The organism is Pseudomonas oleovorans subsp. oleovorans, assembly GCF_002197815.1.
Taxonomy (GTDB): Bacteria; Pseudomonadota; Gammaproteobacteria; order Pseudomonadales; family Pseudomonadaceae; genus Aquipseudomonas; species Aquipseudomonas oleovorans.
On record NZ_NIUB01000057.1, the window covers coordinates 1 to 21894 of the forward strand.

General features: G+C 61.8%; 23 protein-coding genes and 2 pseudogenes. 23 read left to right on the top strand and 2 right to left on the bottom strand.

The window, feature by feature from the left end:
* Nucleotides 1–191: 191 nt before the first annotated feature.
* Entirely contained in the window at nt 192–1007 is an 816-nt protein-coding gene (gene suhB / locus PSOLE_RS22055; RefSeq protein WP_003459681.1) for a type III secretion system regulator SuhB, read from the bottom strand.
* 150 nt (nt 1008–1157) lie between these two features.
* Between suhB and trmJ the strand changes: the two genes are divergently transcribed.
* From trmJ to PSOLE_RS22165, 22 genes are all read left to right on the top strand, one after another.
* Complete coding sequence (gene trmJ / locus PSOLE_RS22060) at nt 1158–1937, top strand: tRNA (cytosine(32)/uridine(32)-2'-O)-methyltransferase TrmJ (protein ID WP_039964369.1); 780 nt, start codon at nt 1158–1160, stop codon at nt 1935–1937.
* Entirely contained in the window at nt 1930–2715 is a 786-nt protein-coding gene (gene cysE / locus PSOLE_RS22065; protein WP_003459689.1) for a serine O-acetyltransferase, read from the top strand. Before trmJ ends, cysE begins: the two co-directional genes overlap by 8 nt.
* 136 nt (nt 2716–2851) lie before the next feature.
* Nucleotides 2852–3343, top strand: coding sequence for a Fe-S cluster assembly transcriptional regulator IscR (gene iscR, locus PSOLE_RS22070; protein WP_003459690.1), 492 nt, complete (start codon nt 2852–2854; stop codon nt 3341–3343).
* A gap of 29 nt (nt 3344–3372) precedes the next feature.
* Entirely contained in the window at nt 3373–4587 is a 1215-nt protein-coding gene (locus PSOLE_RS22075) for an IscS subfamily cysteine desulfurase (RefSeq protein ID WP_003459691.1), read from the top strand.
* A gap of 43 nt (nt 4588–4630) precedes the next feature.
* The gene (gene iscU / locus PSOLE_RS22080; protein WP_003246233.1) at nt 4631–5017 is read left to right on the top strand and encodes a Fe-S cluster assembly scaffold IscU; all 387 of its coding nucleotides are present in this window, start codon (nt 4631–4633) and stop codon (nt 5015–5017) included.
* 13 nt (nt 5018–5030) lie between these two features.
* Nucleotides 5031–5354 (top strand): iron-sulfur cluster assembly protein IscA, encoded by a 324-nt coding sequence (gene iscA, locus PSOLE_RS22085; protein WP_003246232.1) that lies wholly within the window; start codon nt 5031–5033, stop codon nt 5352–5354.
* A gap of 8 nt (nt 5355–5362) precedes the next feature.
* Nucleotides 5363–5884: a co-chaperone HscB gene (gene hscB, locus PSOLE_RS22090; RefSeq protein ID WP_003459692.1), complete on the top strand. Its 522-nt coding sequence runs from the start codon at nt 5363–5365 to the stop codon at nt 5882–5884.
* Between the two features lie 45 nt (nt 5885–5929).
* Entirely contained in the window at nt 5930–7795 is a 1866-nt protein-coding gene (gene hscA / locus PSOLE_RS22095; protein WP_074860795.1) for a Fe-S protein assembly chaperone HscA, read from the top strand.
* A gap of 4 nt (nt 7796–7799) precedes the next feature.
* Complete coding sequence (gene fdx, locus PSOLE_RS22100) at nt 7800–8141, top strand: ISC system 2Fe-2S type ferredoxin (protein ID WP_003459694.1); 342 nt, start codon at nt 7800–7802, stop codon at nt 8139–8141.
* Between the two features lie 105 nt (nt 8142–8246).
* Entirely contained in the window at nt 8247–8447 is a 201-nt protein-coding gene (gene iscX / locus PSOLE_RS22105) for a Fe-S cluster assembly protein IscX (RefSeq protein WP_074860798.1), read from the top strand.
* A 101-nt stretch (nt 8448–8548) separates the two neighbouring features.
* On the top strand, nt 8549–8980 hold the full coding sequence (gene ndk / locus PSOLE_RS22110) for a nucleoside-diphosphate kinase (RefSeq protein WP_074860801.1): 432 nt from the start codon (nt 8549–8551) through the stop codon (nt 8978–8980).
* A 26-nt stretch (nt 8981–9006) separates the two neighbouring features.
* Nucleotides 9007–10155 (top strand): 23S rRNA (adenine(2503)-C(2))-methyltransferase RlmN, encoded by a 1149-nt coding sequence (gene rlmN, locus PSOLE_RS22115; protein WP_003459698.1) that lies wholly within the window; start codon nt 9007–9009, stop codon nt 10153–10155.
* Between the two features lie 13 nt (nt 10156–10168).
* The gene (gene pilW, locus PSOLE_RS22120) at nt 10169–10930 is read left to right on the top strand and encodes a type IV pilus biogenesis/stability protein PilW (protein WP_074860804.1); all 762 of its coding nucleotides are present in this window, start codon (nt 10169–10171) and stop codon (nt 10928–10930) included.
* The gene (locus tag PSOLE_RS22125; RefSeq protein ID WP_074860807.1) at nt 10927–11940 is read left to right on the top strand and encodes a RodZ domain-containing protein; all 1014 of its coding nucleotides are present in this window, start codon (nt 10927–10929) and stop codon (nt 11938–11940) included. The genes pilW and PSOLE_RS22125 overlap by 4 nt, the downstream gene beginning before the upstream one ends.
* Nucleotides 11941–11943: 3 nt before the next feature.
* Nucleotides 11944–13056, top strand: coding sequence for a flavodoxin-dependent (E)-4-hydroxy-3-methylbut-2-enyl-diphosphate synthase (gene ispG, locus PSOLE_RS22130; protein WP_074860810.1), 1113 nt, complete (start codon nt 11944–11946; stop codon nt 13054–13056).
* A 20-nt stretch (nt 13057–13076) separates the two neighbouring features.
* Nucleotides 13077–14363 (top strand): histidine--tRNA ligase, encoded by a 1287-nt coding sequence (gene hisS / locus PSOLE_RS22135; RefSeq protein WP_074860813.1) that lies wholly within the window; start codon nt 13077–13079, stop codon nt 14361–14363.
* 32 nt (nt 14364–14395) lie between these two features.
* Nucleotides 14396–15034: a tetratricopeptide repeat protein gene (locus PSOLE_RS22140; protein ID WP_074860815.1), complete on the top strand. Its 639-nt coding sequence runs from the start codon at nt 14396–14398 to the stop codon at nt 15032–15034.
* Nucleotides 15027–16178 (top strand): outer membrane protein assembly factor BamB, encoded by a 1152-nt coding sequence (gene bamB / locus PSOLE_RS22145; protein WP_074860818.1) that lies wholly within the window; start codon nt 15027–15029, stop codon nt 16176–16178. Before PSOLE_RS22140 ends, bamB begins: the two co-directional genes overlap by 8 nt.
* A 139-nt stretch (nt 16179–16317) precedes the next feature.
* The gene (der, locus tag PSOLE_RS22150; protein WP_013716848.1) at nt 16318–17796 is read left to right on the top strand and encodes a ribosome biogenesis GTPase Der; all 1479 of its coding nucleotides are present in this window, start codon (nt 16318–16320) and stop codon (nt 17794–17796) included.
* 142 nt (nt 17797–17938) lie between these two features.
* Nucleotides 17939–19087, top strand: a complete 1149-nt coding sequence (locus PSOLE_RS22155) for a pyridoxal phosphate-dependent aminotransferase (protein WP_074860821.1) — start codon at nt 17939–17941, stop codon at nt 19085–19087.
* Between the two features lie 74 nt (nt 19088–19161).
* Nucleotides 19162–19944 (top strand): amidohydrolase, encoded by a 783-nt coding sequence (locus PSOLE_RS22160; protein ID WP_074860824.1) that lies wholly within the window; start codon nt 19162–19164, stop codon nt 19942–19944.
* Between the two features lie 15 nt (nt 19945–19959).
* The gene (locus tag PSOLE_RS22165; RefSeq protein WP_003459711.1) at nt 19960–20415 is read left to right on the top strand and encodes a hypothetical protein; all 456 of its coding nucleotides are present in this window, start codon (nt 19960–19962) and stop codon (nt 20413–20415) included.
* A 210-nt stretch (nt 20416–20625) separates the two neighbouring features.
* Here the strand turns inward: PSOLE_RS22165 and PSOLE_RS22170 are convergent.
* Nucleotides 20626–20922: pseudogene (locus PSOLE_RS22170) on the bottom strand (IS1595 family transposase); the annotation flags it as partial.
* Nucleotides 20923–21122: 200 nt separating this feature from the next.
* Between PSOLE_RS22170 and istA the strand changes: the two are divergent.
* Nucleotides 21123–21894: pseudogene (gene istA / locus PSOLE_RS22175) on the top strand (IS21-like element ISPpu7 family transposase); the annotation flags it as partial.

Consider the following 21894-nt stretch of genomic DNA (forward strand, 5'->3'; position numbering starts at 1 on the left):
ATGTCAGTCAGTTAAGCCGTTGCACTCGATCTTTGTAGGAGCCGGCTTGCCGGCGATCCGCCATAAAAAGCATCGCCAGCAAGCTGGCTCCTACGAAAAGCGCCCCCTCTACTGCAAGTAGGAGGGGGTGGTGACGAACTTATCTGATCAGCATTATCCCTCGGGGCGTTTTTTTATTGCTCGACAGAAGCTCAGCGTTTCATCGAGGGTGCCAGATGTGGCTGGATCGCGGTCAGCACGGCCTTGAAGCACTTGGTGTTGCCGGCAACGATCTGGCCTTTCTCAAGGAATTCGTGGCCACCAGTGAAGTCGCTGACCAGGCCGCCTGCTTCCTGGATCAGCAGGGCGCCGGCTGCCATGTCCCACTCGGACAAGCCGAATTCCCAGAAGGCGTCGTAGCGGCCGGCTGCGACATAAGCCAGATCCAGGCTGGCGGCACCGGCACGGCGTACGCCGGCGGTCTGGCCGACCAGGCTACGGAACATACTCAGGTAGTTCTCGAGGTTGTCCAGCTGCTCGTTGCGGAACGGGAAGCCGGTACCCAGCAGCGCGCCATCCAGGCTCTTGCGGTTGCTCACGCGCAGGCGGCGACCGTTGAGGGCGGCGCCGCGGCCGCGGCTGGCGGTGAATTCTTCCTGGCGCACCGGGTCGAGGACGATGGCGTGCTCAAGGCGGCCGCGGTATTTGCAGGCGATGCTGATGGCGAAGTGCGGTACGCCGCGAACGAAGTTGGTGGTGCCGTCCAGCGGGTCGATGATCCACTGGTAGTCGGCGCCGTCGCCACTGCCTTCCAGCACGCCGCCTTCCTCGCCCAGGAAGCTGTGGGTCGGGTAGGCCTTGCGGATGGCCTGGACGATCATCAGCTCAGCGGCTTTGTCGACCTCGGTGACGTAATCCTTGGCGTCCTTCTCGTCGACCGAGATGACATCCAGGCGCTCGATGGAGCGAAAGATCATTTCACCGGCGCTGCGAGCGGCGCGCAGGGCGATATTCAGCATGGGCTGCATGGGCGGTTCACCTGGGGCGTTAAAGAAAGCCGGCCATGTTAGCAGAAAACCGTTGCCGATGAAGCGCCGTCTGTACGCTGCATGGCATTAATCGAAGGGCTTGGGTAAGATCATCGCCCCCCCCCCTTGAGATTTCTGAGAGCGTCTGCGTTGCTGGACAATATTCGCGTGGTTTTGGTGGGCACCAGTCATCCGGGCAATATCGGCGGTGCCGCGCGGGCGATGAAAAACATGGGGCTGTCGCGTCTGGTATTGGTGGCTCCCGAAGATTTCCCCAGTGGCGAGGCTGTCGCGCGCGCGTCCGGTGCGACCGATGTGCTGGATGCTGCGCAGGTGGTCGATACCCTGGAGGAAGCGCTGGTGGGCTGCACCCTGGTGGTCGGCACCAGTGCGCGCGATCGACGCATCCCCTGGCCGCTGCTCGATCCGCGCGAATGTGCTGTGGCCAGCTGTGAGCAGGCTGCTGCAGGTGGTGAGGTGGCGTTGGTGTTCGGTCGTGAATATGCCGGCCTGACCAACGAAGAGTTGCAGCGATGTCAGTACCACGTGCATATCCCGTCCAACCCGGAATTCAGCTCGCTGAATCTGGCGGCGGCGGTTCAGGTGCTGGCCTATGAAGTGCGCATGGCCTGGCTGACGGCCTCGAGTCTGCCGACCAAGGTAGAGAAGCTGGAGTCGACGGCGATGCTCAATGCTCAGGCGGCGACCGCCGACGAGCTTGAGTCCTTCTACGGTCATCTGCGGCGCGTGCTGGTGATGATCGGTTTTCTCGATCCACAGAAGCCGCGGCACCTGATGACGCGTCTGCGCCGACTGTATGGGCGCAGTGCGGTGAGCAAGTTGGAAATGAATATCCTGCGCGGCATCCTGACCGAGACGGAGAAGGCCGTGCGTGGAGAGTCTCACAAGCAGGGGAAGTCTGATGTTTGAGCGCATGCGAGAAGATATCCAGAGCGTTTTTCACCGTGATCCGGCGGCGCGCAATGCGTTCGAGGTGGTGACCTGCTATCCCGGGCTGCACGCTGTCTGGCTGCATCGCGTGGCGCACGCGCTGTGGCGTTCGGGCTGGAAGTGGCTGGCGCGCGTGGTCTCCAACTTCGGGCGCTGGATGACCGGTATCGAAATTCATCCGGGGGCGAAGATCGGGCGGCGTTTCTTCATCGATCACGGTATGGGCATCGTCATTGGTGAAACCGCCGAGATCGGTAACGACGTGACCCTTTACCAGGGGGTCACCCTCGGTGGCACCAGTTGGAACAAGGGCAAGCGTCACCCGACTCTGGAAGATGGGGTGGTGGTGGGGGCTGGTGCCAAGGTGCTGGGGCCGTTCACTGTCGGGGCTGGTGCCAAGATCGGCTCCAACGCGGTGGTGACCAAGGCGGTGCCGGCCGGGGCGACGGCAGTTGGCATTCCCGGCAAGATCATCGTCAAGTCTGATAACGAGCAGGAAGCCAAGCGTCAGGCCATGGCTGAGAAGATCGGCTTCGACGCCTACGGCGTGGGTCAGGATATGCCGGACCCGGTTGCCCGTGCCATCGGCCAGTTGCTCGATCACCTGCATGTGGTCGATGGTCGTCTGGAGGGGATGTGCAAGGCGCTGACGGCGCTCGGCAGTGATTATTGCGCTAAGGATCTGCCGACCCTGCGCGACGAGGACTTCGCCGACGTGTGCAAGGATCAACAGCAGGGCGACAAGCCGGCTGCCTGATGCAGCAGGAGGCGGGCTTTGCTATGATGCTGCCTTCTTTTGTGCGCAAGCCTGAGTAAATCAATAGGTCTTATAGTTGACTTAAATACTCGGGAATCGCATACTTCGCGGCACTTTAGTGATTCGTGGTAGAGCCATGCGACTGACCACCAAAGGCCGTTACGCCGTTACCGCCATGCTCGATCTGGCGCTGCACGCGCAGCACGGTCCCGTTTCCCTGGCCGATATTTCCGAGCGGCAGGGCATTTCCCTGTCTTATCTCGAGCAACTGTTCGCCAAGTTGCGCCGTGGCAGCCTGGTTTCCAGTGTGCGCGGGCCGGGCGGTGGCTATCAGCTGTCACGCGACATGCGCGGTATTCAGGTGGCTCAGGTGATCGATGCGGTCAACGAGTCGGTGGATGCCACGCGTTGCCAGGGGCAGGGTGATTGCCATGCCGGTGACACCTGTCTGACCCACCACCTGTGGTGTGACCTCAGCCAGCAGATTCATGAATTCCTCAGTGGCATCAGCCTGGCCGACCTGGTCGCGCGCCATGAGGTGCAGGAAGTGGCCTTGCGTCAGGATCAGCGTCGCTGCTCTGGCAAGGCGCCACGCCTGGATAAGATTGAAGCGTCCGCCGTCGAATGAGCGGTGCGCTTGCCGATAGGAGAAGTCTGATGAAATTGCCTATTTACCTCGATTATTCCGCTACCACGCCGGTCGATCCGCGTGTGGCGCAGAAAATGAGCGAGTGCCTGCTGGTCGATGGTAACTTCGGCAACCCGGCTTCGCGCTCGCATGTGTTTGGCTGGAAGGCTGAAGAAGCGGTGGAGAATGCCCGCCGTCAGGTCGCCGAACTGGTCAATGCCGACCCGCGCGAAATTGTCTGGACCAGCGGTGCAACCGAGTCCAACAACCTGGCGATCAAGGGTGTTGCGCACTTCTACACCAGCAAGGGCAAGCACATCATCACCTCGAAGATCGAGCACAAGGCGGTGTTGGATACGACCCGCCAGCTCGAACGCGAAGGCTTCGAGGTGACCTATCTGGAGCCAGGCGAAGATGGCCTGATCACCCCGGCCATGATCGAGGCTGCGCTGCGTGAAGACACCGTGCTGGTGTCGGTCATGCACGTCAATAATGAAATCGGCACCATCAACGACATCGCTGCCATTGGTGAGCTGACCCGCTCACGTGGCGTGTTGCTGCACGTCGATGCCGCGCAGTCCACCGGCAAGGTGGAGATCGACCTGGAGAAGATGAAGGTCGACCTGATGTCTTTCTCCGCGCACAAGACCTATGGCCCCAAGGGCGTCGGTGCTCTTTACGTTCGCCGCAAGCCGCGTGTGCGTCTGGAAGCGCAGACCCACGGTGGTGGTCATGAGCGCGGCATGCGTTCCGGCACCCTGGCCACCCACCAGTGCGTCGGCATGGGTGAGGCCTTCCGTATTGCCAAGCAGGAGATGGCGGCGGAAAACCAGCGCATCACTGCGCTGCGTGATCGCTTCTACCGCCAGCTCGAAGGCATGGAAGAGCTGTACGTTAACGGCAGCCTGACGGCGCGTGTGCCGCACAACCTCAACCTGAGTTTCAACTACGTCGAGGGCGAGTCGCTGATCATGGCGCTCAAGGACCTCGCCGTATCGTCCGGTTCGGCGTGCACTTCGGCTTCCCTGGAGCCGTCCTACGTGTTGCGTGCCCTGGGCCGCAACGACGAGCTGGCGCACAGCTCGATTCGCTTCACCTTCGGTCGTTTCACCACTGAAGAGGAGGTCGATTACGCTGCCGCCAAGGTTCGTGAGGCTGTGGATAAGCTGCGCGAACTGTCGCCCCTGTGGGATATGTTCAAAGAAGGTGTCGACCTTTCCACCGTGGAATGGGCAGCACACTGATAGCTGCCTGAAGAGCGGCACCTGATGAGAGAGGAAGTACAGCATGGCTTACAGTGACAAGGTCATCGACCACTACGAAAATCCGCGCAACGTCGGCAAGCTCAATGCCGAAGATCCCGATGTCGGCACCGGTATGGTCGGCGCGCCGGCCTGCGGCGACGTCATGCGTCTGCAGATCAAGGTCAACGAAAGCGGCGTGATCGAAGACGCCAAGTTCAAGACCTATGGCTGCGGTTCGGCGATTGCCTCCAGCTCCCTCGCCACCGAGTGGATGAAGGGCAAGACCCTGGATGAAGCCGAGAGCATCAAGAACACCCAGCTCGCCGAAGAACTGGCACTGCCGCCGGTGAAAATTCACTGCTCCGTGCTCGCCGAAGACGCCATCAAGGCCGCCGTGCGCGATTACAAGCAGAAGAAAGGCTTGCTCTGATACGAGGTTTGTAATGGCCATCACCATGTCTGAAGCAGCCGCTCGTCATGTGCAGCGCTCCCTCGAGGGGCGCGGCAAGGGCGAGGGTATTCGCCTCGGTGTGCGTACTACCGGTTGTTCCGGCCTGGCCTACGTGCTCGAGTTCGTTGATGAGCTGGCGGCCGAGGATCAGGTATTCGAAAGCCATGGCGTCAAGGTGATCATCGATCCCAAGAGCCTGGTCTATCTCGATGGCACCGAGTTGGACTTCGTCAAGGAAGGCCTCAACGAGGGCTTCAAGTTCAACAACCCCAACGTGCGCGGCGAATGCGGTTGCGGCGAAAGCTTCAATGTCTGAGGCCCTGAATGGGTAATCCCTGCCATTTCGCTCTGTTCGACCTGCAGCCGAGCTTTCGTCTGGATCTGGATCAACTGGCTGCGCGTTACCGCGAGCTGGCGCGTCAGGTTCATCCTGACCGTTTCGCCGATGCCGGCGAGCGTGAGCAGCGCCTGGCGCTGGAGCGCTCGGCCTGTCTCAACGAGGCGTATCAGATTCTGAAAACGCCATCGCAGCGTGCCCGTTACCTGCTGGCCATGCGTGGGCCGGAGCTTCCGCTGGAAGTGACGGTGCAGGACCCGGATTTTCTCCTGCAGCAGATGCAGCTGCGCGAAGAGCTGGAAGAGCTGCAGGACGACGCCGACCTGGCTGGTGTCGCAGCCTTCAAGCGTCGCCTGAAGACCGCTCAGGAGGCGCTCAATGAGCGCTTCGCGGCATGCTGGGACGACGATGCTCGTCGCGAAGAGGCTGAGCGCCTGATGCGGCGTATGCAGTTTCTCGACAAGCTCTCCCATGAAGTGCGCCAGTTAGAAGAGCGCCTCGACGATTAACCTGTAGGTTGCCTCGGCAGCCTGCCTGATGATTTCAAGAAGACCATGGCCTTATTGCAGATCGCCGAGCCCGGACAGAGCCCGCAACCGCACCAGCGTCGGCTGGCAGTGGGTATTGACCTGGGCACCACCAATTCACTGGTCGCTGCCGTGCGCAGTGGTCTGGCCGAGCCTCTGGCCGATGCTGCCGGCAAGGTCATCCTGCCTTCGGCGGTGCGTTATCACGCCACCAGCATCGAGGTCGGCGAGTCGGCCAAGTCGGCTGCCGCCACTGATCCCTTCAACACCGTGTTGTCGGTCAAGCGCCTGATGGGGCGCGGTATCGCCGATGTGCATCAGCTTGGCGAGCAGTTGCCTTACCGTTTCGTTGCCGGTGAGTCGCATATGCCCTTCATCGAAACGGTGCAGGGGGCGAAGAGTCCGGTCGAGGTCTCGGCAGAAATTCTCAAGGCTCTGCGTTTGCGTGCCGAGCAAACCCTTGGCGGCGAGCTGGTGGGCGCGGTGATTACCGTGCCGGCCTACTTCGATGACGCGCAGCGTCAGGCCACCAAGGATGCCGCGCGTCTGGCGGGTTTGACCGTGCTGCGCCTGCTCAATGAGCCGACCGCCGCAGCTGTCGCCTATGGGCTGGATCAGAAAGCCGAGGGTGTGGTTGCTATTTATGACCTCGGCGGTGGCACTTTCGATATTTCCATCCTGCGCCTGACTGGCGGTGTGTTCGAGGTGCTGGCCACCGGTGGCGACAGCGCCCTGGGTGGCGACGACTTCGATCATGCCATTGCCGACTGGATCATCCAGCAGGCCGGGATTTCCAGTGATCTCGACCCGGCAACCCAGCGCAGTCTGCTGCAGGCTGCCTGTGCCGCAAAAGAGGCGCTGACCGAGGCGGACACCGCCGAACTGAGCCATGGCGACTGGCGCGCTGTGTTGAGCCGCGAGCAGTTCGAGGCGCTGATCGAGCCGATGGTGGCGCGCAGCCTCAAGGCTTGTCGCCGCGCCGTGCGCGATTCCGGCGTCGAGTTGGAAGAGGTCAGCGCGGTGGTCATGGTCGGTGGCTCTACCCGCGTGCCGCGTGTGCGCGAGGCGGTGGGTGAGCTGTTCGGTCGTGCGCCGCTGACCAATATCGATCCTGATCAGGTGGTGGCTATCGGCGCAGCAATCCAGGCTGATGCCCTGGCGGGTAATCAGCGTGACGATGGCGAGGAGCTGTTGCTGCTGGATGTGATTCCGCTGTCGCTCGGCCTGGAAACCATGGGCGGGCTGATGGAGAAGGTGATTCCGCGTAATACCACCATTCCGGTGGCGCGCGCGCAGGAGTTCACCACCTACAAGGATGGCCAGACGGCCATGATGATTCATGTGCTGCAGGGCGAGCGCGAACTGATCGCCGACTGCCGTTCGCTGGCGCGCTTCGAGCTGCGCGGCATTCCGCCGATGGTCGCGGGTGCGGCGAAAATTCGCGTGACCTTCCAGGTCGATGCCGATGGCCTGCTCAGTGTCGCGGCGCGCGAGCTGAGTTCCGGCATCGAATCGAGCATTCAGGTCAAGCCGTCCTATGGCCTGACCGATGGCGAGATCGCGCGCATGCTGCAGGACTCTTTCCAGAACGCCGGCGACGACAAGGCCGCGCGCGTGTTGCGCGAGCAGCAGGTCGATGCGCAGCGTCTGATCGAGGCGGTCGAAGGCGCGCTGGAGGTCGATGGCGAGCGTCTGCTGGATGCCGAGGAGCGTGCCGTCATCGAGCTGCAGGTGCAGGAGTTGCGCGAGCTGCTGGCCGGCGGCGATGGCCTGGCCATCGAGCGGCAGACCAAGCGCCTGTCGCAGGTCACTGACGCTTTCGCGGCTCGCCGCCTGGATTCGACGGTAAAAGCTGCGCTGGCCGGGCGCAATCTGAATGAGATCGAGGAATAATTTGATGCCGCAGGTAATTTTTCTGCCTCACGAGCGTTTCTGCCCGGATGGCTTGGTGGTCGAGGCCGAGCCCGGTATTTCCATTCTCGAGTTGGCGCATGAGCACCACATCGAGATGGAAAGCGCCTGTGGCGGCGTCTGCGCCTGCACCACCTGTCACTGCATCGTGCGCGAGGGCTTCGACTCGCTGAACGAGGCTGACGAGCTGGAAGAGGACTATCTGGATAAGGCATGGGGGCTCGAGGCACAGTCGCGTCTGGCCTGTCAGGCCATCGTCGGTGAGGAAGATCTCACCGTCGAGATTCCCAAGTATTCGCTCAATCACGCCGCCGAAGCGCCGCACTGACAGGCGGCTCCCTCATCCGGCGCTTGGCGCTACCTTCTCCCAGAGGGGGAAGGGCTTAGAGGGCGTTTCGCTGCGCGACTTTCACGTTAAGCAGGAAGCATGATCATGAGTCTGAAATGGGTCGATGTACTGGATATCGCCATCGAGCTGAGTGAGCAAAAGCCGGATGTTGATCCGCGCTTCGTTAATTTCGTCGATCTGCACCGTTGGGTCTTGGAGTTGCCGGAGTTCTCCGATGACCCGCAGCGCGGGGGGGAGAAGGTGCTGGAGGCGATACAGGCTGCCTGGATCGAAGAGCTCGATTGAAACAGGCGCTTACGGCGCCCGCCCTACGCTTTTAACCGGAACCCGCGTATAATTCGCGGGTTTAATTTTTCGCTTTAACCCTAAAGCTTCTGGAGCTTCACATGGCTGTTCAACGTACTTTCTCCATCATCAAGCCTGACGCCGTTGCCAAGAACGTCATCGGTGAGATCACCACCCGTTTCGAAAAAGCCGGCCTGCGCGTTGTTGCTTCGAAGATGGTGCAACTGTCCGAGCGCGAAGCCGCTGGTTTCTACGCCGAGCACAGCGAGCGTGGCTTCTTCAAGGACCTGGTTGCCTTCATGACCTCCGGTCCGGTCATCGTTCAGGTTCTGGAAGGTGAAAACGCCGTTGCCAAGAACCGTGAGCTGATGGGCGCCACCAACCCGAAAGAAGCTGCTCCGGGCACCATCCGTGCCGATTTCGCCGTTTCCATCGACGAAAACGCCGTTCACGGTTCGGATTCCGAAGCTTCCGCTGCTCGCGAGATCGCGTACTTCTTCTCCGCTACCGAGCTGTGCGCACGCATTCGCTAATTGGCGAATGAAGCGAGGGTGAAGCCATGACCAATACCACCGGCAAGATCAACCTGCTGGGCCTGACCCAGCCGGAAATGGAACAGTTCTTCGAGTCCATCGGCGAGAAGCGCTTCCGTGCCGGCCAGGTAATGAAGTGGATTCACCACTTTGGCGTCGATGATTTCGCCGCCATGACCAATGTCGGCAAGGCCTTGCGCGAGAAGCTCGAGGCCTCTGCCGAGATTCGCGGCCCGGAAGTGGTCAGCGAAAATATTTCTGCCGATGGCACGCGCAAGTGGGTGGTGCGTGTGGCGTCGGGTAGCTGTGTGGAAACCGTCTATATTCCGCAGAACGGTCGGGGCACGCTGTGCGTCTCTTCCCAGGCCGGTTGCGCCCTGGATTGCAGCTTCTGCTCCACCGGCAAGCAAGGCTTCAACAGCGACCTGACCAGCGCCGAGATCATCGGCCAGGTGTGGATCGCCAACAAGTCCTTTGGCACCGTTCCCGCGAAGGTCGATCGCGCCATCACCAACGTGGTGATGATGGGCATGGGTGAGCCGCTGCTGAACTTCGACAACGTCGTCTCTGCCATGCAGATCATGATGGACGACCTTGGCTACGGCATTTCCAAGCGCAAGGTAACCCTGTCCACCTCCGGGGTGGTGCCGATGATCGACAAGCTGGCCGAGGTCATCGACGTGTCCCTGGCGCTGTCGCTGCATGCACCCAACGACGAGCTGCGCAATCAGCTGGTGCCGATCAACAAGAAGTATCCGCTGGACATGTTGCTGGCGGCCTGCAAGCGCTACGTCTCCAAACTCGGCGAGAAACGCGTGCTGACCATCGAGTACACCCTGCTCAAAGGTGTCAACGATCAGCCCGAGCACGCTGAGCAGATGGTCGCACTTCTGGCCGATGTCCCTTGCAAGATCAACCTGATTCCGTTTAATCCCTTCCCCTTCTCGGGGTACGAGCGGCCGAGCAATAACGCCATTCGCCGCTTCCAGGACCTGTTGCACAAGGCTGGGCACAACGTCACGGTGCGCACCACGCGCGGTGATGATATCGATGCGGCGTGCGGCCAGCTGGTTGGCCAGGTCATGGATCGTACTCGGCGCAGTGAGCGTTACATCGCCGTGCGTCAGCTGGGCAACGAGGCACAAGAGCCTCGCACTGCCGCCAATCGAAATTGAAGAGAGGATCTCCATGACCTTGCGCCCTACGCTGCTATTGCTCGTTGCCAGTTTGCACGGTGGTTGCGTGACCACGGGCGATGTCGACCCCATGCGTACGGCGAAAGGGCGTGACGAAGCACGCGATGCCTATGTGCAACTCGGCATCGCCTACATCCAGCAGGGCGATACCCAGCGTGCCAAGGTGCCGCTGAAGAATGCGCTGGAGCTGGACTCCTCGAACGCCGATGCCCATGCAGCACTGGCCATGGCGTTCCAGCTGGAGATGGAGTCGAAGCTGGCTGACGAGCATTTTCGCAAGGCGCTGTCGCAGCGCCCGAACGACGCGCGTCTGCTGAATAACTACGGTGGTTTCCTGTTCGAGCAACAGCGCTATCAGGACGCCATGAACACCTACCTCAAGGCCGCAGAAGATAATCTCTACCCGGAGCGCTCCCGGGTGTTCGAGAACCTGGGGCTCACGGCCCTGCAACTGAACCAGCGCGAGCAGGCCAAGCAATACTTTCAGCGTGCCCTGCGCCTGAGCAGTCGCCAACCGCGCGCGTTGCTGGAAATGGCCGTCATGTCCTACGAGGACAAGGAATACGTACCGGCCCGTCGTTACTACGACAGCTACAGCGAAATGGCACCGCAGAATGCGCGCAGCCTGCTGCTCGGCGCACGTTTGGCCGAAGTATTCGAGGATCGTGACAAGGCCGCCAGTCTGGGCCTGCAGTTGCGTCGTCTGTATCCGGCTTCTCAGGAATATCAGCAATTTGTTTCGGGGCAACAATGAACGCGGCACATAGCGAAGTGAATCAGCCGATGCCGACCAATCCTGGTGAAAGCCTGCGTCAGGCCCGTGAAATCAAGGGGCTGAGCATTGCCGAGGTGGCGACGCAGCTCAATCTGACGCCGCAGCGTCTTGCCCAGATCGAAGCCGGTGCTTTCGACAAGCTGCCGGGCCCCACCTTTGCCCGTGGCTATATCCGGGCCTACGCCAAATTGCTGGAGATGGATCAGAACCGTCTGGCGATGGAGTTCGATCAGTTCACCGGCGCCGATTCCAGCGGCAGCAGCGTGCATGCGCTGGGCCGTATCGAGGAACCGGTGCGCTATTCGCAGAGCATCCTGCGTCTGGTCAGCTTTTTGTTGCTGCTGGCGTTGATTGGTGGCGGTTTCTTCTGGTGGCAGGATCAGGGCCGCCCGGTGGCCAGCCTGGCCGATCTGGGGCTTGAGCATGTAGAGGTGGAGGGTGCCGACGGTACGACCCAGGTGCACTCGTTGGCCGAGCCTGAAGATCAGGCAGTTGCCGATGTGCAGGGCCGTGAGCCAAGCAGCCCGCTGCTGTTGCCGGTCGAGCCGGGACAGGCTCCGGAAGATGCTGACGCTGCCGAGCAGCCGGCTGCCGAGGTCGCGCCTGAAAGCGCTGCAGCGCCCATTGTCGAGGCTGCAAATGCAGCGCCGGCAGCGGTTGCAGTGGAACCTGTTGCTGCGCAAGCTCCAGCGCCTGCAGCCACTGTGCCGGCACCATCGCCTGCGCCTGCGCCTGCCGTGGCCGCTGGGCAGGGCGTAGTCAATGTGCAGTTCACCGCCGATTGCTGGACGCAGGTGACCGATGCCGATGGCAAGGTGCTGCTCAGCGCGCTCAAGCGCAGTGGTGAGCGTATCGAACTGACTGGCAAGGCGCCGATAAAGCTACATCTGGGCTTCGCCCGGGGCGCACAGGTGACTTACAACGGCGAAAGCGTTGACGTCACACCGCATATCTCTGGCGAAACCGCGCGCCTGACACTGGGGTTGTAAAGCATGCATTGCGAATCGCCGATCAAGCGCCGACAGTCGCGCAAGATTTGGGTTGGCTCGGTACCGGTAGGCGGCGATGCGCCGATTGCCGTGCAGAGCATGACCAATACCGACACCAACGATGTGGCTGCTACCGTGGCGCAGATCCAGCGCCTGGAAAATGCCGGCGCCGATATCGTGCGCGTTTCCGTGCCGGACATGGACGCCGCCGAGGCGTTCGGCCGCATCAAGCAGCAGGTGCGTGTACCGCTGGTGGCCGACATCCACTTCGATTACCAGATCGCCCTGCGTGTGGCTGAGCTGGGTGTCGATTGTCTGCGCATCAATCCGGGCAACATCGGCCGCGAGGATCGCGTCAGGGCGGTGGTTGAAGCCGCTCGCGACAAGGGCATCCCGATCCGCATCGGCGTCAACGCCGGCTCGCTGGAAAAGGATCTGCAAAAGAAGTACGGCGAGCCGACGCCCGAGGCCTTGGTCGAGTCTGCACTGCGCCATGTCGAGCATCTGGATCGCCTGAGCTTCGCTGATTTCAAGGTCAGTGTGAAAGCCTCCGACGTGTTCATGGCCGTCGAGGCTTATCGCCTGCTGGCCAAACAGATCGAGCAGCCGCTGCACCTGGGCATCACCGAAGCTGGCGGCCTGCGTTCCGGTACGGTGAAATCCGCTGTCGGCCTGGGCATGCTGCTGGCTGACGGCATAGGCGATACCATCCGTATCTCCTTGGCCGCCGACCCGGTGGAAGAGATCAAGGTCGGTTTCGACATCCTCAAGTCCCTGCGCCTGCGCTCGCGTGGCATCAATTTCATCGCCTGCCCGAGCTGCTCGCGGCAGAACTTCGATGTGGTCAAGACCATGAACGAGCTGGAAACGCGCGTCGAGGATCTGCTGGTGCCGCTGGACGTGGCCGTGATCGGTTGCGTGGTCAATGGTCCTGGCGAAGCCAAGGAGGCGCATATCGGCCTCACGGGTGGTAGCCCGAACAACCTGGTCTATATCGATGGCAAACCGGCCTCGAAGCTGACCAACGAAAACCTGGTGGACGAGCTGGAAAAGCTCATTCGCGACAAGGCAGCCGAAAAGGTCGCCGCTGATGCCGCTGTGATCGTGCGCGGCTGATCCGTGCGTAAGGAATACAATTGAGCAAGTCCCTGCAAGCCATCCGTGGCATGAACGATATTCTGCCGGAGCAGACGCCTGCCTGGCGCTACCTGGAAAGCACCCTGGTCAGCCTGCTCGACGGCTACGGCTACAAGGAAATCCGCCTGCCCATCGTCGAATATACCGAGCTGTTCGCTCGCGGCATCGGCGAGGGCACCGACGTGGTCGACAAGGAGATGTACACCTTCCTCGACCGCAACGAAGAATCCCTGACACTGCGTCCTGAAGGCACCGCCGGTTGCGTGCGTGCGGTTCTCGAGCATGGTCTGTCCGGCGGTGGCCAGGTGCAGAAGCTGTGGTACGCCGGCCCCATGTTCCGCTACGAGAAGCCGCAGAAGGGCCGCTATCGTCAGTTCCATCAGGTGGGCGTGGAGGCCTTCAACCTGCCGGGGCCGGACGTCGATGCCGAACTGATCGTGCTTACCTGGCGTCTGTGGAAGAAACTCGGCCTGTCCGATGCCGTGACCCTGCAGCTCAACAGCCTGGGTTCCAGCGAAGCGCGTGCGGCTTATCGCGACGCCCTGGTGGCCTACCTGCAGCAGCGCTTCGACCAGCTCGACGAGGACAGCCAGCGCCGTTTGACCACCAATCCGCTGCGCATTCTCGACAGCAAGAACGAGGCGACCCAGGCCGCGCTGGTTGGTGCGCCGACCTTGGGTGATTACCTCGACGAGGAGTCGCGCCTGCACTTCGAAGGCGTCAAGGCGCGCCTGGACGCTGCCGGCATTCGTTACCAGATCAACCACAAACTGGTGCGCGGTCTGGATTACTACAACCGCACCGTATTCGAGTGGGTCACCGACAAGCTTGGTGCTCAAGGCACGGTGTGCGCCGGTGGCCGTTACGATGGCCTGGTGGCGCAACTGGGTGGCAAGGCCACGCCGGGTGTCGGCTTTGCCATGGGCGTCGAGCGTCTGGTGCTGCTGCTGGAAACCCTGGATCTGTTGCCGGCCGAGCTCAATCGCGCTGCCGATGTCTACGTCTGCGCCTTTGGCGAAGCAGCGGAGCTGGCGGCGTTGACGCTGACCGAGCGTCTGCGCGACGAGTTGCCAGGTCTGCGTCTGTTGCTCAACTCCGGTGGTGGCAGTTTCAAGAGCCAGTTCAAGAAGGCCGACAAGAGCGGTGCACGCTATGCGCTGATTCTGGGGGACGACGAATTGGCAGGGCGCGTGGTAGGTTGCAAACCGCTGCGCGACGACAGTGAACAACAAAGTGTTGCCTGGGATGCTCTGGCTGAGCATCTGGCTGCCTGCCAGCAGGCCTGAGCAGGTTCTCGATTAGGAGTACGGGGTTAGACATGCAGACCGAAGACGAACAGATCGCGCAACTCAAGGACTGGTGGGATCGCAACGGCAAGCCTTTGCTCGCCGGTGGCGTGCTGGCGCTGGTAGCTGTATTCGGCTGGCAGGGCTGGCAGAAGTACCAGGACAACCAGGCGCAAGGCGCCTCGGTGCTTTATCAGCAGTTGCTGGAAGCGGCGCTGGACCCAGCCGGTAAGCCCGATGCCGCGAAAGTCGCCGAGTTGGCCGGTAAGCTCAATAGCGAGTTCGCCGGTACTCATTATGCTCAGTACGGCAGCCTGTTCGTCGCCAAGGTCGCTGTCGAGGCAAATCGTCTCGACGATGCCGCTGCAGCCTTGCAGCGCGTACTCGACAAGCCTGCCGACGCCACGCTCGGTGAGCTGGCACGTCAGCGCCTGGCCCGTGTGCTGGCCGCGCAGGACAAGGCTGATGATGCGTTGAAACTGCTTGATGCCAAGGTCGAGGAAGCTTTCCTCGCCAGCCGTGAAGAACTCAAGGGCGATCTGCTGGTACAGCTGGGTCGCAGCGATGACGCGCACGCCGCCTATCAGAAGGCCAAGGATGCGCTGGCCGAAGACGCCGCTGTTGGCGGTCTGCAGATGAAGCTGGACGACCTGGCAAAAGAGGATGCGTGACGTGATGCGTTGGAAGAATGCCGCACTGCTGGCTCTGGCCGTTCTGGCCGTGGGTTGCAGCAGCAATAGCAAGAAGGAACTGCCGCCCGCCGAACTGACCAAGTTCGACGCCGAAGTCGAGCTGCGTACCGAGTGGAGCCGCTCCGTTGGTGATGGTCAGGGCGATACCTTCAACATGCTGGTGCCGGCCATCGACGGCGAGGTGATCTACGCCGCTGATGTCGAAGGTCTGGTCATGGCCATGGACCGCACCAGCGGCAAGGTCATCTGGCGCAAGAAGCTTGAAATCCCGGTATCCGGCGCCATCGGTGTCGGCTACGGCCAGGTATTGTTGGGTACCCTCAAGGGTGAAGTGATCGCCCTGGACTCCAGTGACGGTGAAGAACAATGGCGTTCGCGCGTGACCAGCGAAGTGCTGGCTGCGCCGGCTAGCAACGGCGATATCGTCGTGGTGCAGACCCAGGACGACCGTCTGATTGCCTTCGATGCCAGCACCGGCAGCCAGCGCTGGATCGTCGAAAACACCCCGGCCGTACTGACCCTGCGCGGCACTGGCGCTCCGCTGGTGACCAACCGCCTGGTGGTCGCCGGTCTGTCCAGCGGCAAGGTGATTGCGGTCGACGCCCAGCGCGGCCTGCCGGTCTGGGAGCAGCGTATCGCCATCCCGCAGGGTCGTTCCGAACTGGAGCGTGTTGTCGACATCGACGGCGGCCTGCTGTTGTCCGGCGGCACCGTCTACGCGGTGAGCTACCAGGGCCGTGTCGCGGCCATGGATCTGGAGTCCGGTCGCGTACTCTGGCAGCGCGAGGCATCCAGTTCGGTAGGCGTCGCTCAGGGCTTCGGTAACGTCTACGTCAGCCATGCCAGCGGTACCGTCGAAGGCATCGACGAGCGCAGCGCTTCGGCTCTGTGGAGCAACGACTCCCTGGCACGCCGTCAGTTGTCGGCACCGCAAGTGTTCTCCAGTTACGTGGCCGTGGGCGATGTGGAAGGCTATCTGCATCTGCTGAGCCAGGTCGATGGTCGTTTCGTCGGCCGTACCCGCATCGACAGCGACGGCCTGCGTGCCCAACCACTGGTGGTCGGGGACTGGCTGTATGTCTACGGCAACAGCGGTAAGTTGGTGGCACTGACCATCAAGTGAGGACGCTGTCCAGTACGCTCGCGCGATACTGAACGACATCCTTGACTATGCTGCCGGTATGTCCGACAGCACGAAACATCCCGGCCGCTGCCCGTGCAGCGGCCTTTGCATTTTCTGAATTAACCAAGTGGAGAGCCTGATGGTTCCCGTAATTGCCCTGGTGGGCCGGCCGAACGTCGGCAAGTCCACCCTGTTCAACCGCCTCACTCGTAGCCGCGACGCCATCGTCGGCGACCTTTCCGGTCTGACCCGCGACCGCCAGTACGGCGAGGCGAAGTGGCAGGGGCGTACCTATATCGTGATCGACACCGGGGGTATTTCCGGTGACGAGGAAGGCATCGATGCGAAGATGGCCGAGCAGTCGCTGCAGGCCATCGAAGAGGCCGATGCCGTGCTGTTCCTGGTGGACGCGCGCGCCGGCATGACCGCCTCCGACCAGATGATCGGCGAGCACCTGCGCCGTCGTAACAAGCAGAGCTTCCTGGTGGTGAACAAGGTCGACAACCTCGACGTCGATCTGGCTCGCGCCGAGTTCAGCCCCATGGGCCTGGGCGAGCCACTGGCGATTGCCGGCGCCCATGGCCGCGGCATCACCCAGATGCTGGAAGTGGTTCTCGGCGCGTTCCCCAAGGACGCCGGCGAGCCGGAGGAGGGCGCCGAAGAAGAGGAAGAAGTGCTGGAAGGCCAGGAGGCCAAGCGCATTCCCGGCCCGAGCGAGAAGGATGGCATCAAGCTGGCCATCATCGGCCGCCCCAACGTGGGCAAGTCGACCCTGGTCAACCGTATGCTCGGCGAGGAGCGGGTCATCGTTTATGACCAGGCCGGCACCACGCGCGACAGCATCTACATCCCCTTCGAGCGTGACGACGAGAAATACACCCTGATCGACACCGCCGGTGTGCGTCGCCGCGGCAAGATCTTCGAGGCGGTGGAAAAGTTCTCCGTGGTCAAGACGCTACAGGCCATCCAGGACTCCAACGTCGTGGTGTTCGTCATGGACGCCCGCGAAGGCGTGGTCGACCACGACCTCAACCTGCTCGGTTTTGTGCTGGAAAGCGGCCGCGCGCTGGTCATCGCCCTGAACAAGTGGGACGGCATGGATCAGGGGCAGAAGGACTACGTGAAGACCGAGCTGGAGCGCCGGCTGTTCTTTGTCGACTTCGCCGATATCCACTTCATCTCTGCCCTGCATGGCACCGGCGTGGGCCATCTGTACAAATCGGTGCAGGCCTCGTTCAAGTCGGCCATTACCCGCTGGCCGACCAGCCGCCTGACGCAGATTCTCGAAGACGCGGTCAGCGACCATGCGCCACCTCTGGTCAACGGTCGCCGCATCAAGCTGCGCTACGCCCACCTGGGTGGCGCCAACCCGCCGCTGATCGTGATCCACGGTAACCAGGTTGACGCCGTGCCGCGCGCCTACACCCGTTACCTGGAAAACACCTTCCGCCGGGTGCTGAAGCTGGTCGGTACGCCGATTCGCATCGAGTACAAGGGCGGTGAAAACCCCTACGAGGGCAACAAGAACAAGCTCACCGATCGCCAGGTGAACAAGAAACGTCGCCTGATGAGCCACCACAAGAAGGCCGAGAAGAAGCGCAAGGACAAGCGCAAGTAAACGTGGCCGCGCCGTGCATGTCGGACTTCATTCGGCATGCACGGCATAAGCTTTGGCTTTCTTTTCATAAGTGCTGCGGGTGCCGTCTATGGCGCCCTTCGGCTATCCTCGCGGCTAGCCTTGTTTTTCGTAGGAAGTCGCGATGCTCGTCAGCAAACTGCCCAACGTCGGCACCACCATCTTCACGCGGATGTCCCAGCTTGCGCTGGAGACTGGTGCGATCAATCTGTCCCAGGGCTTCCCGGATTTCGACGGGCCACAGGCACTGCGCGAAGCCGTGGCGCGCCACGTCATGCAAGGGCGCAACCAGTATTGCCCGATGACCGGCCTGCCCGCGCTACGCCAGCAGGTGGCGGCGAAGATCGTGCGCAGCTATGGCGTGCAGCGCGATGCCGACAGCGAGATCACCATCACCCCGGGTGCTACCGAAGCGATCTTCTGTGCGGTGCAGGCGCTGATCCGTCCGGGTGATGAAGCCATCGTCCTCGACCCTTGTTACGACAGTTACGAGCCGTCGGTGGAGCTGGCCGGTGGACGTTGCGTGCATGTGCCGCTGGCATTGCCGGACTTCGCTGTCGATTGGCAGCGTCTGGCTGATGCCATCACGCCGCGTACCCGACTGATCTTTCTTAACTCGCCACACAACCCGAGCGGTGCGTTGTTGACCCGTGTCGATCTGGACAGGCTGGCCGAACTGATTCGTGGCCGCGATATCCATGTGATCAGCGATGAGGTCTACGAGCACCTGATCTTCGATGGCCATCGCCATGCCAGCGTGCTGGCGCACGAGGAGCTGTATCAGCGCGCCTTCGTGGTCAGCTCCTTCGGCAAGACCTATCACGTCACCGGCTGGAAGACCGGCTATGTAGTGGCGCCACCGGCACTGACCGCCGAGCTGCGCAAGATTCATCAGTACGTCAACTTTTGCGGGGTGACGCCGTTGCAGTTCGCTCTGGCTGACTTCATGGCGGCCTGCCCCGAGCATGTCGAGGAGTTGCCGGCTTTCTATCAGGCCAAGCGCGACCTGTTCTGCGAGCTGCTGGCTGGCTCGCGCTTCACCTTTACCCGTGCGCCGGGTACTTACTTCCAGCTGGCCGACTATTCGGCGATTCGCCCCGATCTGGACGACGTGGCCATGGCTGAATGGCTGACCCGCGAGCATGGTGTGGCGGCGATTCCGGTGTCGGTGTTCTACCAGTCAGCGCCCAAGGATATGTGCCTGGTGCGTTTCTGCTTCGCCAAGCGCGAGGAAACCCTGCGCCAGGCGGCGGAGAAACTCAGCGCGGTATGAGGGGTAGGGCGGGTGTAACCCGCCTCTGAGGTGTTGGCGGGTTTCACCCGCCCTACGGTGAGCGAGGCCTACAAATGAACAACAAACCCGATCTCGAACTGGCGCTGATCCAGACCACGTTGGCCTGGCGCGATCCGGCCGCCAACCGCGAGCACTTCCAGACCTTGCTGGAACAGGCCCGTGGCGCTGACCTGGTGATCCTGCCGGAGATGTTCACCACCGGTTTTTCCATGGAGTCGGCCGAATTGGCTGAGCCTGAGGATGGACCCAGCAGCATCTGGCTACGCGAGCAGGCGCAGCGTATCGGCGCGGTGATCTGCGGCAGTCTGATCATTCAGGCCGCTGACGGCAGCTACCGTAATCGCCTGCTTTGGGCGCGCCCGGATGGCTCTTTCGCGTATTACGACAAACGCCACCTGTTCCGCATGGCCGGTGAGCACAAGCACTACAGCGCTGGCGATCAGCAGGTGGTGTTCGACCTAAACGGCTGGCGCGTGCGCCCGCTGATTTGCTACGACCTGCGCTTCCCGGTCTGGAGTCGCGATGCGGGTGGCACCGATCTGCTGCTGTATACCGCCAACTGGCCGGGGGCGCGTCGCCAGCACTGGAACCGCCTGCTACCAGCGCGAGCCATCGAGAACCTGTGCTATGTCGCGGCTGTGAACCGCGTCGGCGAGGACGGCAAGGGCCACGGATATACTGGCGATTCTCAGGTACTGGATTTTCAGGGCGAGACCCTGCTGGCGGCAGGTGATGGTGATGGTGTATTCCGCGCCCGGCTGTCGAGCGAGGCACTGGCTGCCTACCGCGAGCGCTTCCCCGCACACCTAGACGCCGATGCCTTCACCTTGAACTGATGGAGCTACGTGAACATGGACGTACAACAGAGCAATCCCTTCCAGCCTCCGCAGGCCGACCTGCAGCAGGCCACTACCAATCAGTCGCCGCTCTACAGCGTTGCGGGTGTTGGCCTGGTGACCTTCATCGGCACGCCGCTGGCTGGCGCCTGGCTGCTGGCGCATAACCTGCAACTGCTCGGCAAGGCGGATCGAGTGGCGATGGTCTGGGGTATTTCCGTCTTCCTGCTGGTGGTTACCTTGGTCCTGGCTTTCGTCTTGCCGGAGGAGGTGCCCGCCATGCCGTTCGCCATCGCACAATTGATGGCGATGATCATGTTTGCCAAGAGCCTCATGGAGGTCGATCTCAAGCAGCATGCCGAGGCCGGTGGTGCATTTCTGTCCAACTGGCGGGCGGCGGGTATCGGTCTGATGTTCACCCTCGGCCTGGCCGCTCTTATGCTTGCGGTGCTGATGATTTTCGATATCTGAGAGTCGTGTTCCCGGATTTCAACCGGATCTACGGACGCAAGTATCTGCAAAGCGATTTTTCGTAGGAGCCCCGTCTCGGGGCGAAGCCTTTCGGGCTCACGCCGCCGGTGTTCGCGGTGGGGCGCCGCTCCTACAGGATGCCCGAAACACTACTGATGTTTGCGATAACCTTCCCGGTTTTCATCTGGGCTACGCACACAAAAACGTAGGCTATGTCTGAGTTAACTGTTGCATATCCCTATACCCCAACGCCTCTTTCAAGCAAATCAATGGGTTGAGCTGTGTTTTGTAGCGCTCAAGCAGGCGGCGCCAGCCCAGATAGTTCGTTAGGTACTTGGTGGCCACACCATGAAAAGGAATCATCCAGCTCTTGAGTCGGCTGTCGTAGGCATTCACGTTCTGGATGTGGAAAGCACCATCAACCCGTCGATTCTGGCTCGGGTTAATCGGTCGGTGAGTGATGCCTTCAACCTTGGCGAAATGGGCGTAGACACCTGCGCTGTCTGCGGATTCCACGCTGACTCGGACACCCATTCCACGCGCATCCGGACAGTGATTCCACGCTGATCCGGACACTCATTCCACGAGCATCCGGACACCGACTCCACGGTCATCCGGACACTTTTCTGGCAGGCAGCCACGCAGGATTTATTCACTACCATCGATCTCTTTTTCGAAGCAGAGAGGTCGTTGTGGAGCGTTTATCCATGCGTAAAATCCGAGAGGTGTTACGCCTCAAGTTCGACTGCGGCCTGTCCGTGCGCAAGATCGCCCGCAGCCTGGGCATTGGCCACAGCAGTGCCGGTGATTACCTCTGCCGTTTTGCCGCCAGCGGCCTCACCTGGCCCTGTTCGTTGTCCGATGCCGAGTTGGAGCAGCAACTGTTCCCGCCGGCCCCGGCGGTTGCCAGTGAGAAGCGGCCTTTACCCGATTGGGCATGGGTGCATGCCGAACTGCGCCGCCCCGGGGTGACCCTGGCGCTGCTCTGGCAGGAGTACCGCCTGAGCCAGCCTCAGGGCTTTCAGTACAGCTGGTTCTGTGAGCACTACCGAGCCTGGCAGGGCAAGTTGGACGTGGTGATGCGTCAGGAGCACCGCGTCGGCGAGAAGCTGTTCGTCGACTATGCCGGCCAGACGGTGCCGGTTATCGATCGCCACAGCGGCGAGATCCGCCAGGCGCAGGTGTTCGTCGCGGTGCTCGGCGCGTCCAGCTACACCTTCGCCGAAGCCACCTGGTCGCAGCAGCTGCCGGACTGGCTAGGCTCCCATGCCCGCTGCTTCGCCTTCCTCGGCGGCGTGCCGGAGATCGTGGTGCCGGACAACCTGCGCAGCGCGGTGAGCAAGAGTCACCGCTACGAGCCGGACATCAACCCCAGCTACCGCGATCTGGCCGAGCACTATGGCGTGGCGGTGGTGCCGGCGCGGGCACGCAAACCGCGCGACAAGGCCAAGGCCGAAGTCGGCGTGCAGGTGGTCGAGC